Source organism: Corynebacterium jeddahense (genome assembly GCF_028609865.1).
GTDB lineage: Bacteria > Actinomycetota > Actinomycetes > Mycobacteriales > Mycobacteriaceae > Corynebacterium > Corynebacterium jeddahense.
This window is the reverse complement of the sequence record NZ_CP063194.1, coordinates 2,231,331-2,246,691: the sequence shown is the minus strand read 5'-3', so window position 1 is coordinate 2,246,691 and position 15,361 is coordinate 2,231,331. Positions and strand designations below refer to the sequence as shown.

General features: G+C 66.0%; 14 protein-coding genes. 10 read left to right on the top strand and 4 right to left on the bottom strand.

All coding sequences use genetic code 11. The features are described from left to right. The first annotated feature begins 5 nt into the window (after positions 1–5). The 7 genes from CJEDD_RS10865 to CJEDD_RS10835 all read left to right on the top strand — a co-directional run bounded on the left by CJEDD_RS10865 (position 6) and on the right by CJEDD_RS10835 (position 6,684). Entirely contained in the window at positions 6–848 is an 843-nt protein-coding gene (locus tag CJEDD_RS10865) for a sulfurtransferase (RefSeq protein ID WP_042405501.1), read from the top strand. Positions 849–902: 54 nt separating this feature from the next. Continuing rightward, a complete protein-coding gene (locus CJEDD_RS10860) occupies positions 903–1,784 on the top strand; it encodes a type III secretion system chaperone family protein (protein WP_052333720.1) in 882 nt (293 codons plus the stop codon). Next, the gene (pyrE, locus tag CJEDD_RS10855; RefSeq protein ID WP_042405503.1) at positions 1,781–2,317 is read left to right on the top strand and encodes an orotate phosphoribosyltransferase; all 537 of its coding nucleotides are present in this window, start codon (positions 1,781–1,783) and stop codon (positions 2,315–2,317) included. Before CJEDD_RS10860 ends, pyrE begins: the two co-directional genes overlap by 4 nt. After that, on the top strand, positions 2,301–2,993 hold the full coding sequence (locus CJEDD_RS10850; RefSeq protein WP_074432480.1) for a TrmH family RNA methyltransferase: 693 nt from the start codon (positions 2,301–2,303) through the stop codon (positions 2,991–2,993). Before pyrE ends, CJEDD_RS10850 begins: the two co-directional genes overlap by 17 nt. Before the next feature lie 121 nt (positions 2,994–3,114). Further along, on the top strand, positions 3,115–4,311 hold the full coding sequence (locus tag CJEDD_RS10845; protein ID WP_042405506.1) for a glycoside hydrolase family 76 protein: 1,197 nt from the start codon (positions 3,115–3,117) through the stop codon (positions 4,309–4,311). 48 nt (positions 4,312–4,359) lie between these two features. Further along, the gene (gene fbaA, locus CJEDD_RS10840) at positions 4,360–5,394 is read left to right on the top strand and encodes a class II fructose-bisphosphate aldolase (protein WP_042405508.1); all 1,035 of its coding nucleotides are present in this window, start codon (positions 4,360–4,362) and stop codon (positions 5,392–5,394) included. Positions 5,395–5,511: 117 nt separating this feature from the next. Further along, entirely contained in the window at positions 5,512–6,684 is a 1,173-nt protein-coding gene (locus tag CJEDD_RS10835; RefSeq protein WP_042405510.1) for an FUSC family protein, read from the top strand. Positions 6,685–6,776: 92 nt separating this feature from the next. Here CJEDD_RS10835 and CJEDD_RS10830 read toward each other — a convergent pair whose 3' ends face one another. Together CJEDD_RS10830 and CJEDD_RS10825 are read right to left on the bottom strand one after the other, a co-directional pair. Next, entirely contained in the window at positions 6,777–7,643 is an 867-nt protein-coding gene (locus CJEDD_RS10830; protein WP_042405512.1) for a PRC and DUF2382 domain-containing protein, read from the bottom strand. Positions 7,644–7,976: 333 nt separating this feature from the next. After that, a complete protein-coding gene (locus CJEDD_RS10825) occupies positions 7,977–8,774 on the bottom strand; it encodes a hypothetical protein (RefSeq protein WP_042405514.1) in 798 nt (265 codons plus the stop codon). A 52-nt stretch (positions 8,775–8,826) separates the two neighbouring features. Here CJEDD_RS10825 and CJEDD_RS10820 point away from each other — a divergent pair, with 52 nt between their 5' ends. Then, entirely contained in the window at positions 8,827–10,116 is a 1,290-nt protein-coding gene (locus CJEDD_RS10820) for an adenylosuccinate synthase (RefSeq protein ID WP_042405516.1), read from the top strand. Between the two features lie 71 nt (positions 10,117–10,187). Continuing rightward, positions 10,188–11,051 (top strand): putative Ig domain-containing protein, encoded by an 864-nt coding sequence (locus CJEDD_RS10815; protein ID WP_042405517.1) that lies wholly within the window; start codon positions 10,188–10,190, stop codon positions 11,049–11,051. A gap of 140 nt (positions 11,052–11,191) precedes the next feature. Here CJEDD_RS10815 and CJEDD_RS10810 read toward each other — a convergent pair whose 3' ends face one another. Both CJEDD_RS10810 and CJEDD_RS10805 read right to left on the bottom strand, forming a co-directional pair. After that, the gene (locus CJEDD_RS10810; RefSeq protein ID WP_074432479.1) at positions 11,192–11,839 is read right to left on the bottom strand and encodes a retron system putative HNH endonuclease; all 648 of its coding nucleotides are present in this window, start codon (positions 11,837–11,839) and stop codon (positions 11,192–11,194) included. Next, on the bottom strand, positions 11,836–13,161 hold the full coding sequence (locus CJEDD_RS10805; protein WP_042405519.1) for an AAA family ATPase: 1,326 nt from the start codon (positions 13,159–13,161) through the stop codon (positions 11,836–11,838). The genes CJEDD_RS10810 and CJEDD_RS10805 overlap by 4 nt, the downstream gene beginning before the upstream one ends. A 480-nt stretch (positions 13,162–13,641) precedes the next feature. Between CJEDD_RS10805 and CJEDD_RS10800 the strand changes: the two genes are divergently transcribed. Then, complete coding sequence (locus CJEDD_RS10800; protein ID WP_042405521.1) at positions 13,642–15,324, top strand: hypothetical protein; 1,683 nt, start codon at positions 13,642–13,644, stop codon at positions 15,322–15,324. The last annotated feature ends 37 nt before the right edge of the window (positions 15,325–15,361 follow it).

The following is a 15,361-nucleotide window of genomic DNA, read 5'->3' as shown; positions in this document are numbered from 1 at the left end:
CGGCCATGAGCGTCTTTGTCTCCGCCGCGGAACTCAACGAGCGAATTCAGACCGGACAAAAGCAAACCATCCTCGCGTGCCTGTGGGAGCCGAAAGCGGGCAAGGCGTGGTCGAAATTCCAATCCGAGCACATCCCCACCGCACTCTTCTGCGACCCATCGGCGCAGCTCGCGAGCATGCCGGGGCGTGAGGTGGGGCGTAACCCGCTGCCGTCGCTGGAGACTGTCGCCAAGGCGGCCGCGGGCTGGGGCATCGAGCGGGGCCGCCCGGTCTACCTCTACGACGGCGGCAACGGCCTGTTCGCCGCTCGCGCGTGGTGGGTGCTGCGTTGGGCGGGCGTTGAGGACGTGCACATCCTCGACGGTGGCTTCGCCAACTGGGACACCACTGGCTATCCCACGGTCGCGGGGCCGGGCGGCGTTGCCGTCCCGCGCGCGATCGAGCTCAGCGAGGGCCACCTGCCCACCGCCACCATCGACGAGGTGAGGGGCTTCGAGGGCATGCTTATCGACGCCAGAGGCGCCCGCCGCTTCGAAGGCCGCCGCGAGATCCTCGACCTGCGCGCCGGGCACATCCCGGGCGCGCTCAACGTGCCGGTCGCCGACCTCTACGACGAGGAGACGAACACCGTGAAAAGCGCCGACGCCGTGCGCGACCGGCTCGCGCAGGCTGGCGTCACGCAGAACACCGATCCGGCGTCCGTGATCGTCTATTCCGGCTCTGGCAACCACTCTGCGCTGCTCCTCGCCGCGCTGGAGAACGCGGGTCTGCCGCTGCTCACGCACTACGTCGGCGGCTGGTCGCAGTGGAGCGCAGACCGGAACAACCCGATCGCGACCCACGTCTAAGCACCGCCGAGTCCAGGCCCGAGCGGCCGATGCAGCGCGGTAACATCCTTCTCGATGGTCACGTTGCTTTTCCTCCTCGCGCTCGCCTCGCTGGCGGGCGCGGTCGCGCTGCTTGCGTCGGAAAGAACGAGCAGCGGCGCGAAGGCCCGCCGCGCGTGGGCCCGCGAGCACGGGTTCGGCTTCACCAGGTCCGACGAGCTGCTTTCTGCCGAGTGGAAGCGGGGGGCCGCCTCCGCGGGCGCGGTAGCCCGCAGCGTCGCCTCGGGCACGGCGTACGGGCACGATGCCTACGTCGCCGACCTGGGCGAAGCCACCGTCGTCGCCATGGGCACCGGGGCGGAGAGCGACGTCGTGGTGGACTTCCGGCGCGCCGGGTTCCGGCCGGACGCGGCCGGTGAGGCGTCGGAGGATCTCGTCGCGGTTGGGGAGGAGCAGGGCCTCGCGTGTTTTACGACGCACCCAGGGCCGGCGCTGCGCTTCGTCGATACGCGAGTGCGTACGGCCCTCGACCAGCTGCCCGCCGCGGTGCGCGCGGTGTGGTTCGAGGGTGCGTGGGCGATCGCCGAGCTCGCGCCCGGGGCCGAGGCGGCCGACCTCGACGCGACCCTGGCCCCGCTCGCGCTGCTCGCGGACGCGGCGCGCACCCTGCCGCCGCGCGACGCACCCCCCCTCGAGCTGCCGTACCTGCGCGGCCCCGCCCCCGCGCGGGAGGAGACCGTCGAACAGCCGGCGCCCGAGGAGCCGGAGCTCGTCGCGCGCCCCGAGGAACCCATCGAGCTGCCCACCCGCTCCACCGGCGGCGCGCGCGGCGAGGTGGAGGAGCGCGCCCTCGGCACCGACGACGTCGAGCCGATCGGCGGCGAGGAGCACCGGACGGATCTCACCCGGGTGCGGCGCACGCAAAAGCCATCATCGATTTTTGAGGAGGAACTATGAACACCAAGAAGGATCGTCTCGCCGAGCTGGTCAAGGAGCTCGCGGTGGTGCACGGCCGGGTCACGCTCTCGTCCGGCAAGGAGGCCGACTACTACGTTGACCTGCGCCGCGCGACGCTGCACCACGAGGCCAGCCCGCTGATCGGCCAGCTGCTCCGCGAGCTCACCGCGGACCTCGACTTCGACGCGGTCGGCGGCCTCACCCTCGGCGCGGACCCGGTGGCCACCGCGATCATGCACGCCGACGGCCGCCCGATCGACGCATTCGTCGTGCGCAAGGAGGCGAAGAAGCACGGCATGCAGCGCCGCATCGAGGGCCCGTCGATCGAGGGCAAGCGCGTGCTCGTGGTGGAGGACACGACCACGACCGGCAACTCCCCGCTCACCGCCGTCGAGGCGTGCCGCGCGGAGGGCGCCGAGGTGGTCGCGGTGGCCACCGTTGTCGACCGCGCGACGGGCGCCGAGCAGGCCCTCCACGACGCCGGCCTGGAGTACCGCTACCTCCTCGGCCTCGAGGATCTCGGGCTTGCGTAACGACGCCACCTCCGGCGAGCCCAGCCCCACCCCGAGCGACCGCGGCCCCACCGAGTGGAACGAGGGCCGCCACGGCGTCGGCCCGTGGGAGGGCCCGTGGCCGGACGACTCCCGCTACGACCCGGCCTTCCTCGCCGGGGGCGACACCCGCAACGTGGTGGACGCGTACCGCTACTGGTCCCTCGACGCCGTGGTCGCGGACCTCGACCGGCGCCGCCACCCGTTCCACGTGGCCATCGAGAGCTTCGAGAACGACATGAACATCGGCACCGTCGTGCGCACCGCCAACGCGTTTTTGGCCAAGGAGGTGCACATCGTCGGCCGGAAGCGGTGGAACCGGCGCGGCGCGATGGTCACTGACCGCTACCAGCACATCCGCCACCACGAGACGGTCGCGGACCTGCTCGCGTGGGCGGACGGGGAGGGCATCCCGGTCGTGGCCATCGACAACACGCCGGGCTGCGTGCCGCTGGAGACGGCCGAGCTGCCGCGCGAGTGCGTCCTCCTCTTCGGCCAGGAGGGCCCCGGCGTGACGCGGGCGGCGCAGGACGCCGCGGTGATGACGTGTTCAATCGCCCAGTTCGGCTCGACGCGCTCGCTCAACGCAGGCGTGGCGGCGGGCATCGCGATGCACGCCTGGATCCGCCAACACGCGGACCTGTCGGGGGCATGGTAGAGGCAATGAGGTCAATATTGTCCTCATTGCCTCGCACACCCACCCCCAACCGAACCGGTGAAACGAAACCAATACCTCTGGCAATATAGAAACGAATTGCTGACCAAGAGGAGAATCCCCTGTGACGGAAACGTGGGCGCACCGCGCCGACCTGGCTGAATCAGCCGTCACCGAGCGCCACGCCAAGAAGCTGTGGGGCATGCCGAAAACGAACCTCGCGGTGGTCACGTGGCCGCCGGGGCTGAAGGACCACCTGTTCTGGCACTGGCACTACTGGTGGCAGGCGCAGTACCTCGACTGCCAGGTGGACGCCGCGCTGCGCCGCGGGACGAAGACCCGGCGCCGGCGCATCGCGGACACGCTGCGCGGGATCCAGCGCCGCAACCGGGGCAAGCTCACCGCGAACCTGCACTACGACGACAAAGCCTGGCTCACCCTCGCGTGGAACCGCGCGACGCAGCTCGACGGGATCAAGCGCACCCGGGCGCTCGGCGAGCTCGAGTTCGACCTGCTCGCCGGCATCGACCCGGTGACCGGCGTGCTGCCCTGGCGCAAGGGCGAGACGTTCTACAACGTCCCCTCGAACGCGCCGGCCGCGATCATCTTCGCCACCACCGGCCGCCTGGACAAGGCCCGCGAGATCGTGGACTGGATCTTCGACAACCTCGTGCGCGAGGACGGCCTGCTCGACGACGGCATCCGCATGCGCATGAGCGGGCCCGAGGTGGTGGACAAGGTCTACACCTACAACCAGGGCACCGTCCTCGGCGCGAGCCTGGAGATCGCGCTCGCCCTGCGCGAGGACGTCGGCCTCGATCACGACGAGCCGATCGACTCCTTCGAGTACTCCGAGCGCGCGGACGCGTCCATGTTCTACATCACCCACATCCGGGCGATTGTCCAGTCGGTTGCGCTCGACCTGGCCACCCCGCAGGGCGTGCTCGTCAGCCCGCCGCAGGAGTCCGGCGAGGGCGACGGCGGCCTGTTCAAGGGCATCCTCGCGCGCTACCTCGCCGAGGTCGCGCTGCGCCTGCCCGCGGACTCGAAGGAGAACATCGCCACGAAGAAGATCGCGGCGCGCCTGGTCATGCAGTCCGCCGAGTCGCTCTGGTCCCACCGCCTCGAGGTGGACGGCCTGCCCGTGTTCGCGGCCGAGTGGACGCAGGATGCGAAGCTCCCGCACAATTACGGCCTTGGGCCTTCGTCGATAAGCGAAGCGGTGGGGCTCTTGCGTATCGACGAGCGCGACCTCTCGGTCCAGCTCTCCGGCTGGATGCTGCTCGAGGCGGCGGCGAAGGTCGCTGCGATGGAGGCGTAAAACGGGCATACTTGAGGTGTAACTGAACCCGCTAGCAGGAGGAATCCTATGCCTATCGCAACCCCCGAGGTCTACAACCAGATGCTGGACACCGCGAAGAAGGGCGGCTTCGCGTTCCCGGCGATCAACTGCACGTCGTCCGAGACGATCAACGCCGCCATCAAGGGTTTCGCCGAGGCGGAGTCGGACGGGATCATCCAGTTCTCCACCGGCGGCGCGGAGTTCGGGTCCGGCCTGGGCGTGAAGAACAAGGTCGCGGGCGCTCAGGCCCTCGCCGCGTTCGCGCATGAGATCGCGCAGCACTACGACGTGAACATCGCGCTGCACACCGACCACTGCCAGAAGGAGGTGCTCGACGAGTACGTCCGCCCGCTCATCGCCATCTCGCAGGAGCGCGTTGACCGCGGCGAGCTGCCGCTGTTCCAGTCCCACATGTGGGACGGCTCCGCGATCCCGATCGACGAGAACCTCGAGATCGCCCAGGAGCTGCTGGCCAAGGCGCACGCCGCGAACATCATCCTCGAGGTTGAGATCGGTGTCGTCGGCGGCGAGGAGGACGGCGTGCACGCGAAGCACGGCGCGAACCTCTACACCTCGCCGGAGGACTTCGAGAAGACCATCGACGCCCTCGGCACCGGTGAGAACGGCCGCTACCTGCTCGCCGCGACGTTCGGCAACGTCCACGGCGTGTACAAGCCGGGCAACGTCGAGCTGCGCCCGTCGGTGCTCGACGAGGGCCAGAAGGTTGCCGCGAAGAAGCTCGGCCTCGAGGACGGCGCCAAGCCGTTCGACTTCGTCTTCCACGGCGGCTCCGGCTCCGAGAAGGAGAAGATCGAGGAGGCCCTCGGTTACGGCGTGGTGAAGATGAACGTCGACACCGACACCCAGTACGCCTTCACCCGCCCGATCGCCGCCCACATGTTCGAGAACTACGACGGCGTGCTCAAGATCGACGGCGAGGTGGGCAACAAGAAGGCCTATGACCCGCGCTCCTACCTGAAGAAGGCTGAGCAGGGCATGTCCGAGCGCGTCATCGAGACGTGCCAGGACCTCCGCTCCGTGGGCAAGTCCGTCTCCAAGTAGCAGTTTGCGTATCGACGCCACCTCCGGCCAGCCCCGCTGACCGGAGGTTCGGCGTTTTTGGCTCAGGTGCCTGCCGGGCTGCTTTTGCCACGAGCCGACGCCCTACACTGTCTAACCATGGCGAAACAGAGGATGGGCACGCGCGAGCGGCTCGAGCTGGTAGACAAATCGCTGCAGGCGCGGCTGAAGCGGGTGCGCAAGCGCTTTCTCCCGATCATGCAGACCGGGCTCGCGTCGGGCCTCGCCTACTACCTCGCCCACGACGTCGCCGGGCACCCACGCCCGTTCTTCGCACCGATCACCGTGGTCATCATCGTCGGGATGACGGGCGGGGACCGCGTCTCCAAGTCCGTCGACATGGCGCTCGGGTGCATCCTCGGCGTGCTCGTGGGCGACCTCATCTTCTACCGCCTCGGCGCCGGCGGCTGGCAGATCGCCGTCATCGTCGCCGGGTCGCTGCTCATCGCGTCGTTCTTCTCCAGCTCAGTGCTCATCAACAACCAGGCCGCCATCGGTGCGATCCTCATCGCCACCATCATGCCGCCGGGCGCCGAGGTTACCGGCATCGACCGCACCGTCGACGCGTTCATCGGCTGCGTGGTCGCCCTCGCCACAATCGCGCTCATCCCACAGGCGCCGATGGCGTCGGCGCGGGCGGAGGTGTCGAAGGTGATGGGCATTATGAGTTCAGTGCTTGACGACGTCGCCAAAGGCCTCCGACACGGCGACGCCGAGATCATCGACGAAGCCCTCGAGATCATCCGCGGCTCCCAGACCGGCATCGACGACCTAGCCTCCGCCGTGAAATCGGGCGAGGAGGCGAGCCGGGTCTCGCCGTTCCTCTGGGGCACGCGCCGCTACATCAACTCGCTGGCCCGCGTGATCCCGCCGGTGGACAATGCGGTGCGCACCTCCCGGGTCCTGGCGCGGCGCGCCCGGGTGCTCGTCGAGGACAATGATGCGTGCAGCCCGCAGCAGGTGGAGATCCTGGACACGCTCGCGCACGTGTGCCTGGAGATCTCGGAGGTGTACGACGTGAACTCGCGAGTCGCCCAGGCGAACGTGATCCCGGAGTGCGTCAATCAGCTGCGCGGCGCGGCGCAGAACGCCGGTATGTCGGCGCTGCCGGAGGACGCGGTGCTTTCGGCCTACGCGGTCCTGGCGCAGACACGCTCCCTCATCGTGGACCTGCTCATGGTGTGCGGCATGTCCCGCGAATCGGCGGTGGCGGCGCTGGCGCCAACGTCGTCAACGCCGCGCTTCGAGCCGGAGTCTTTCGACCTCGACTGACGCGCGACCTCCACTGACGCGGCGCGGCAAAAACCCCGGCGGGAAAATCCCGGCCGGGGTGTTGCAATTGCTAGCAGGTGCTAGCGGTGTGCTTAGCGCAGGTTGTCGCGGTCAGCGTCGCGGACGTCGCCGTCGCGCAGGTCGCCCTCAACAACGCCGTCGGTCTCGAAGCGCTCCTTGCGGACCTCCTCGGAAACACGCTCGGTGTCGCGGACGGTGTCCTTCTCGAGGGAGATCTTCTCAACCGGGACGGACTCCTTGGAGACGTTCACGCGATCCTCGTGCAGGGTGACGGAAGCCTCCTGCTCGCCGATGGTGCCGTCGTAGTTAGCGCGGTCAGCGTCGGTGATCGGCTCGCGGACAACGCGGACCTCTTCACGCTCAACCGGAACCTCGACGGTCTCGGTCTCGTTGACAACGTACTTGCGCAGGCGGACCTGGCCGGACTCAACGCGGTCCTTGGAGACGTTGAGCTGCTCCTCGGAGCGGATGATCTCGCCGTTCTCGTCGCGGCGGTCGCCCTCGACGGAGTCGCGACGGTCAGTGTCGACGCCCTCGCCGGCAGCGTAGCCAGCGCCAGCGCCCGCACCAGCGGCAGCGCCCTGAGCGAAGCGGTTGTCGGTCTCGTAGGTGGTCACGTCCTCGGTGCCCTCGAGGCCGTAGTGGCGGTAGAAGGCCTCCTGGTCCTCGGTGGTGAGGTGGCCGTTCTCGTCGAGATCCGGAGCGTCCTCGATGCGGTCCTTAGCGAATGCGAGGTGCAGCTCGCCATCGCGCAGGGAGTGGCCGCGCAGCGGAACGATGGAGTCGCCGCCACCGAAGAGGCCGTGGTTGACGGAAACGAAGTCCGGCTGGCCGGTGGTGTCGTTGACGTAGACGTCCTTGACGCCACCAACCTTGTCGCCGTTCACGTCGTAAGCGGTAGCGTTTGCGAGGTCCTCGATGCGGTTAAAGTCAGCCATGATTCTCCTTAAAGATTCAGGTTGTGAGATTTGTCTGGTTCCGCATGCTGTCGAGCGGGATTCGCTCGGTCGTTGCGGGAACAAAACCGAATGTAGTTAGCCACGCCACACCCCGTCTGAACGAGTGTCCAAAACAACCCTAGCAAACGTATGTTTGGAAGCGAAACGCTGCGCTTTCCGGTAGCGCGCCGCTTAGCCCACTGACGTGCGGTAAAGCAAACCGGCTCAGCGTAAACCGACGAAAACTACAGCACGTTCGAACGCCGGGGAGGTAACGAAACGCTAACTAAACGCCACAATATCCCCAGTGTGATATAAATCACATTGTCAATTTTAAGCGCCGCGGACGCTCTGAATGTCGCGCAAATGGCGGTAGAAGGTCACGCGGTTGACGGTGCGGGGCCGGAGGTGGGCGTCGATACGCACGGCGATGTCCTCGCCCCCCGACTGCAGCGCGCGACCCGAAAGGACGCGGGAGGCGTCCGTGCGCGCGACCGGGACGCGGCGCAGCAGGCGGCGCGAGGGCACGAACGGCGTGGTCACGGGCGTGGCGGCGAGGCCCGGCGCGTCGACAGTGGGCACGAGGCGGGCGCCGAAGTCGCCGTCGCCGGGGACGAGGACCGCCGAGTCGACGACGACCTCGCCGACAAACGGTCGCTCGCCCCCGCCGCGCATGAGCTCGGCGGATCCGGCGACCACCTCGCCGAAGTCGGTGCGGATGCACGGCGCGGGCCGCACCGCCCCCTCGACGGCGAGCTCGACCGGCCCGGCGCCCCACAGCACAGCGGCGGGCGATTGCGTATCGACGGGCACGTACCCGACCTCGACCCACATCGCGTCGGCGCGCATGAGGCGGGTGAGCACCAGCCCGAGCGAGCGATCCGTGCCGGAAACGACGACGCGGAGGCGTTCCGCGGGCTCCTGGGGCGCGAAGGCAGGCTCGCCGAGATGGGCGACGTTGGGGCTGCGCTGGATTTCGTCGAGCGAGGGGGTGGGGTCGACGGGGAGGAGCTCCCGGGCGGCGTCGGTGAGGAAGGTGAGGTCGGACCGCGAGGGGGCGTCGCTAAGCAGATGCTCCTCGGCCCCCGGAATGGTGGTCTCGGCGCCGCACGCGCAGTGGATGAGCCGCATGGGCCTCACGCTACAATATGGCCGTTAATGCGCCGTATATAAGGAGTGTGCGATGTCAGCCATCATCATCGTCGGGGCCCAGTGGGGCGACGAGGGCAAAGGCAAGGCGACCGACATCCTCGGCGGCAAGGTGGATTACGTGGTCAAGCCGAACGGTGGCAACAACGCGGGGCACACCGTCGTGGTCGGCGGCGAGAAGTACGAGCTGAAGCTCCTGCCCGCCGGCGTACTCAGCGAGAACGCCACCCCGATCCTGGGCAACGGCGTGGTGGTCAACCTCGAGGCGCTCTTCGACGAGATCGACGGGCTCGAGGCCCGTGGCGCGCACGCCTCCCGGCTGAAGGTCAGCGCCAACGCGCACCTCGTCGCCCCGTACCACCAGCAGCTCGACCGGGTGCAGGAGCGCTTCCTGGGCAAGCGCGCCATCGGCACGACAGGCCGCGGCATCGGCCCGACGTACGCGGACAAGGTGGCGCGTGTGGGCCTGCGCGTCCAGGACGTCTTCGACGAGTCCATCCTGCGCCAGAAGATCGAGTCCGCCCTCGATGTGAAGAACCAGATGCTGGTGAAGATGTACAACCGCCGCGCCATCAGCGTCGAGGAGACCATGGACTACTTCGGGCGCTACTCCGAGCGGCTCGCGCCCATGGTTATCGACGCGGAGCGCGTGCTCAACGACGCGCTGGACGAGGGAAAGCACGTGCTCATGGAGGGCGGCCAGGCCACGATGCTCGACGTCGACCACGGCACCTACCCGTTTGTCACCTCCTCGAACCCCACCGCCGGCGGCGCGTGCGTGGGCTCCGGCATTGGCCCGACGCGCATTACGGCGTCGCTGGGCATTATCAAGGCGTACACCACCCGCGTGGGCGCCGGCCCGTTCCCGACGGAGCTCTTTGACAAGTGGGGCGAGTTCCTCCAGGTCACCGGTGGCGAGGTCGGCGTGAACACCGGCCGCAAACGCCGCACCGGCTGGTACGACAGCGTGATCGCGCGCTACGCCTCGCGCGTCAACGGCTTCACGGACCTCTTCCTGACCAAGCTCGACGTGCTCACCGGCATCGGGGAGATCCCGATCTGCGTTGCCTACGACGTCGACGGCACGCGCTTCGACGAGATGCCGCTCACCCAGACCGACTTCCACCACGCCACACCGATCTACGAGACGATGCCGGCGTGGGACGAGGACATCACCTCGTGCACGACCTTCGACGAGCTGCCGCAGAAGGCCCAGGACTACGTGCTGCGCCTCGAGGAGCTCTCCGGCGCGCCGATCAGCTACATCGGCGTCGGCCCGGGCCGCGATCAGACGATCGTGCGCCACGACGTCATGGAGCGGTAGGGGCTTTTCGCTTATCGACGAAAGCGTCTACCCCCGAACCGGGGTAGAAGATAGCTTCTCTGTAAGACGGCGTGTCCAACCGCGAGGAGATCATCCGCGGCCTGGATCCGACCAACGCTGACACCGACGGCGACGGCATCAACGACGGCGATGAGATCAACCGCGGCCTGAACCCGAAGGTGAAGGACGCTCCGGCGGGCACGATCCGCGTCCAGGGCGCGTTCAACGGCACGGTGGGCACGGCGATCGACGCCATCGAGGTCACCGCCGACAACGCCACCGTGGCGCTTGCGGACGGCGCAAAGCTGCCCGACGGCCTGACCTTCAAGGACGGCAAGATCACCGGCACCCCGACCAAGGCTGGCGAGTTCAAGGTGACCTTCACCTCCACCAGCGAGGAGGGCAAGGTGCTGGACACCCGCGAGGTGACCTTCAAGATCGCCGACAAGGCCGCCGGCACCACCACCGCCACGGCAACCCAGACGGTGGAGCCGAAGTGCATCGCCGCCTCGGTGAACCTGGGCATCCCGCTGATCGCGCTGATCCCGATCGGCCTGGCCACCCAGATGGCCATCCCGGGCCTGACCCCGGTGGTGGAGCAGGTCTCCGTCCAGATCGAGCAGGCGAACGCGCAGCTCCAGCGCCAGCTGGGCATCTCCAACCCGTCCACCGCCGTCCAGGTGGCGGAGATCGATGCGCAGCTGCGCAAGTTCGGTCTTGACGTCGCCACCGTCGGTGCGGGCCTGGCCTTGATCGCGGCTGGCATCCGCGCCGACACGATCATCTTCGAGGCCTGCGGCCCGGATGACATGAAGAGCTCGGTTGAGGACCCGCGCCTGGAGGGCTCGTCCGGCAACACCTACCGCTCCTCGGAGCGCTCGGGCAAGCTGACCACTTCCAAGGCAGCCCCGACCACGACCCCGGCCGGGAAGTAGGACGCCACTGACGGTCCCGTAATCTGACCGCACGCGCGAGGCCGCAGCCCGCTCTATCGCAGGAGTGGGCGGCGGCCTTTTTGAGGCTTTTTGCTTATCGACGTCCTCCCGGTTCCTAGCCTCCTCCTAAAAGGCGACGCTTAGCCTTCGATGAAGAATTGGCGAACCGTAGTGAAAAACGGTGAGCCCGCGAAGGCCGCGATCTCGTCCGCGAACAGTTCCGCGCGATCCGTGGGCGTCAGCGCCTCAATCGAATCGAGGTAGTCAAACACCATCGCTCTCGCTTGGCGCGCTAGTCCTGCACGCGCTTGAACAAGGTCTGGGTCATTGAGGTTAAGCGCTTGAATAGTAGTGAGAGCTCGAGTTTGGGAACCCGGATCGAGTCCTTGGCGCGGTTGTACTTCCCCGGACGAGAAGAATTGGAGAAAGTTGTCGGGGTCATCAACGTCCGGGTGAATAACTAGGTCGGGCGAGTATGCAACTCCACGTGACGAATCTTTGAAGTGCCCGCAATGGGCATTCGAGTCGCAGCTGAGGAAAAGGTTGCCCCAAACGAACTCAAGAGCCGGGTCGGAAGCGCGAGCTGTGAGATGCTCGATGTGGCCTCTGGCGGGTTGGACCTTCGATTCGCAGTAGTTGCAAAACAAGCTCTTGCCCCGCATGGACATCGCTTCGAGCGGGCGTCGGATCAACTTTTTCTCGGTGCGTGTGACACCGGACCAGGTTGCGCCACGCCGGGTTAACTCTTCGAGCACCGCGGGTGCACCGGGGCGTTGGAGTTTTCTCATCGTGATTTTTGTTCCTGCCCTGCTCGCCGCAGTTTCAGATCTTGAAATCGGATGAGGCGGTCGGCGTCTCTGAGTACCTGGTGGCCGTCACCATAGGTATTTTCTAGCGACGTGCGAAGGTCAAGCGCCTGGGCTGACCGGGACAAGCCTTGCTCGATCAGGTTGGTGTACTCGTTTAGCATGTCTTTCTCATCTACCGGGGGCTTCGGGTTGACACGCATGACTTGGGAAAGGGCGACTTCGCTCGACAAGCCCACGATCTCTTCGCGGGGCTCCTCTGCCTGCCAGTGTCCATCGGCATCTTGATAGATTGTGCGGATGTTCTGGTGCGAAACGGAACTGAGGACTTGTGGGCTGTGGGTGCTCACAATGAACTGTATGGCGGGAAAAGCCCGCGTAAGCCCACCCAATACGCGTTGCTGCCATTCGGGATGGAGGTGGAGGTCCACCTCATCGACAAGGACCACGCCTGGAGTTTGTTGAGGGGCACTGGCTCCGAGGCTGGGATTGAGCTGGCAAGCTCGGCGCGCAAGATCAGCTGCAAGCGTGGTCATCGCGCGAATACCGTCACTGAGCATGTTTACGGGCAATTTGCCGTGGTCAGCGTGTCGCAAGACGAGTGCATCTGCGCCAAAGTCGTAGTGAAAGTCGGACCAGCCTTCGTCTTGCAACATGTAGGAGACAGTTTCTGAAACGCCGCGGAGCCTCGAAGAATCGACTGGTACGCCTTCGAATCGCTGCTGTTGTTGCAGATCTACTAGCTCGGCCTTTTTCACCCACTCGGTGAGCTGGTTAAAGCTGGACATGGCAGACAGGCAATCGGTGTACCCCGCGGTCCGGCTCTTGCTCTCCGCTTTCAATGAACTACGGTTGTGGTGCACCCACAAACGCTTTGAGCTGTAGTAGCAAACTGCCGGAAGAACCACTGGTTGGTATTCCCGAACCGCGTCCTGCAGCGTCTTGCCGTAGTCCGCGAAATTGCGAGAACCGCCGGTTGTAGTTGAACGCTTGGCACCGCGAAGTTCGCGGGTTGACCGCAGGACGGGGTTGTTGAATACCGCGTCAATGACAACTGGAAATGCTTGCTCGTTGTCGCCTTCGCGTTCCACTCCAGTGAAGCGGGCGTCGCTGGGTTTGATGTTCTCGCCGCGACTTTCATCGAACGCGCCAACAAACGGACCGAGTGCAAGTGCGGTGGCTTCGAGCACTGTCGTTTTTCCTTTGCCGTTGCGCGCAGCTATTACGGTCAGTTTTGGATCGAAATCGACTTCGAGATGGTCAAACCGCCGGAAATTCGCCATCCGTAAGGATCTGATCTGCATGGTGACCTCCTCAGAATCGTAGAGCTATGCAAAGTGTAATTCGTTCTGACAGATGCGGCGTGTCATCCGGAGTGCTGCGTGCGTGGGCGGGGGTCACCCCAAGGTGGGGTATTGCGGGGACATGTGTAGAAAAGAGATTTTGAGGGATTCTCTCAGGGGCCCCGATATGCCTGGCGGGTCGAGTATGTCGTTGTGGGGTCACGTGTCAACAAAAGGCACCGAAACGGAACAATTGGCAAACAGGTGACGCTTGGGTGCTGTGGTCACCCGCTGAAGTTTGAAAAGCGCTATTCCTTAGCCAATTTCAATCTTTCGGCTTTGTCGGCAAAAAGCGTTGAAGTGCACTGTGAGCCGGCGTAATCTCCAGTTGATCAAACGTCGCAGACGTATGTCTATGATATGTTTGCTGAAAGCCTTGACGCTGTTCACCCCACTCCTTTCGAAGGGAATTGCCTTGAAGAAGACGGCAAGGACGTTGACGTGCGTATCGACGACCAGGGCAAGGTCCGCGTCATCCCGGGCGAGGACGTCGACGGCCCGATCACCGTGACCATCACCGATCCTGACGTGCCGAACGGCAAGGTCGAGGTCGAGGTGCCGGTGAACGGCCACGAGAAGAACCGCGATGACAACCGCGTCACGGTCGATCGCAACGGCGTCCATCCGGTCAACCCGACCGAGGATGAGCAGCCGACCGGCATCGTGGTGAAGAACCCGACCGAGGGCACCAAGGCCACCGCGGTGGACGAGGACGGCAAGGAAGTCAAGGCTTCCATCGATGGCGACGGAAACGTCGTCGTCACGCCGGGTACTGATGTCGATGGCCCGATCACCGTGACCATCGAGGATCCGTCGCTGCCGAACGGCAAGGTCGAGGTCGAGGTGCCGGTGACCGGCCACGAGAAGAACCGCGACGACAACGGCTCCCACACCTCCAGCGTCACCACGCCGGACGTTCCGGCCGATGGCCAGGGGCACACGGTCGGCCGCATCGACAACCCGAAGAAGGACGGCGGCTACACCGGTACCGTTGTCGGCCCGAACGGCAAGGAGATCCCGGGCTCGAAGGTGGAGATCGACAACGAGGGCAACATCACGGTGACCGTGCCGAAGGGCACGAAGCCGGGTGAGGCTCGAGTGGTGATCAAGGACGGCAACGGCAAGACTGTCCGCGACGAGAACGGCGACGACCTGCGCATCAACGTCATCGCTCCGGAATACGGCGCAGACGCCACGCAGGTGAAGCCGGGTGCGAAGGGCACGACGAAGGACCCGTTCGCTGACCAGACGGTGAACGCCCCGATCGAGAAGACCGGCGTGACCCCGTCGAAGGGCGCGGACAACTGGGCCTTCACGATCGACGACAAGGGCGCGATCACCGGCCAGGCTCCGTCCGAGACGCAGCTGCAGGACTCCTTCAAGCAGAAGTTCCCGAACGGCACCACGTCCTGGGACGACTTCAAGAAGCAGTTCGAAGGCATCGCCGAGCCGACCGCGACGGGCTCCATCACGCTCTCCGGCGTGAAGGACCCGCTCACGGGCGACGCGAAATTCGAGCTGGTGGGCAAGGACGGCAAGTCCATCCTGGACCCGACCGGCGACTTTGACGGCGACGGTGTGTCCAACATCGACGAGATCAAGGGCGGCTCCGACCCGTTCAACAAGGCATCCACGCCGAAGGGCGAGGACAAGCCGACGAGCGAGCCGAAGCCGACGGAGACGCCGAAGCCGGGTCTGACCGACGATGAGCGCAACCGCTGCATCGCTACCTCGGTCGGCTTCGGGCTGCCGCTGCTGCTGCTCATCCCGATCGGCCTGGCAACCCAGACGGCCATCCCGGGCCTGACCCCGATCGTGGAGCAGTACTCCGAGCAGATCCGCCTGGCAAACGCCCGGATCCAGCAGCAGATGGGCATCTTCAACGAGGACCTCGCGCTCCAGGTTGAAGCTGTGAACTCCCAGCTGCGCCAGTTCGGCCTCGACGTGGCAACCGTCGGTGCAGGCCTCGCGCTGATCGCCGCCGGTATCCTCTCCGGCACGATCATCTACGACAACTGCACCCCCGGTGGTGGTAGCTCCGCGAAGAACCTCGAGCTCAAGGGTTCGTCCGGCAAGACCTACACCAAGGTCGAATCGACCACGGTGACCAAGCCGACGAAGTAAGGCTCGGGCCCGGAGGCTTCGCCTCACCTGCAGAGCC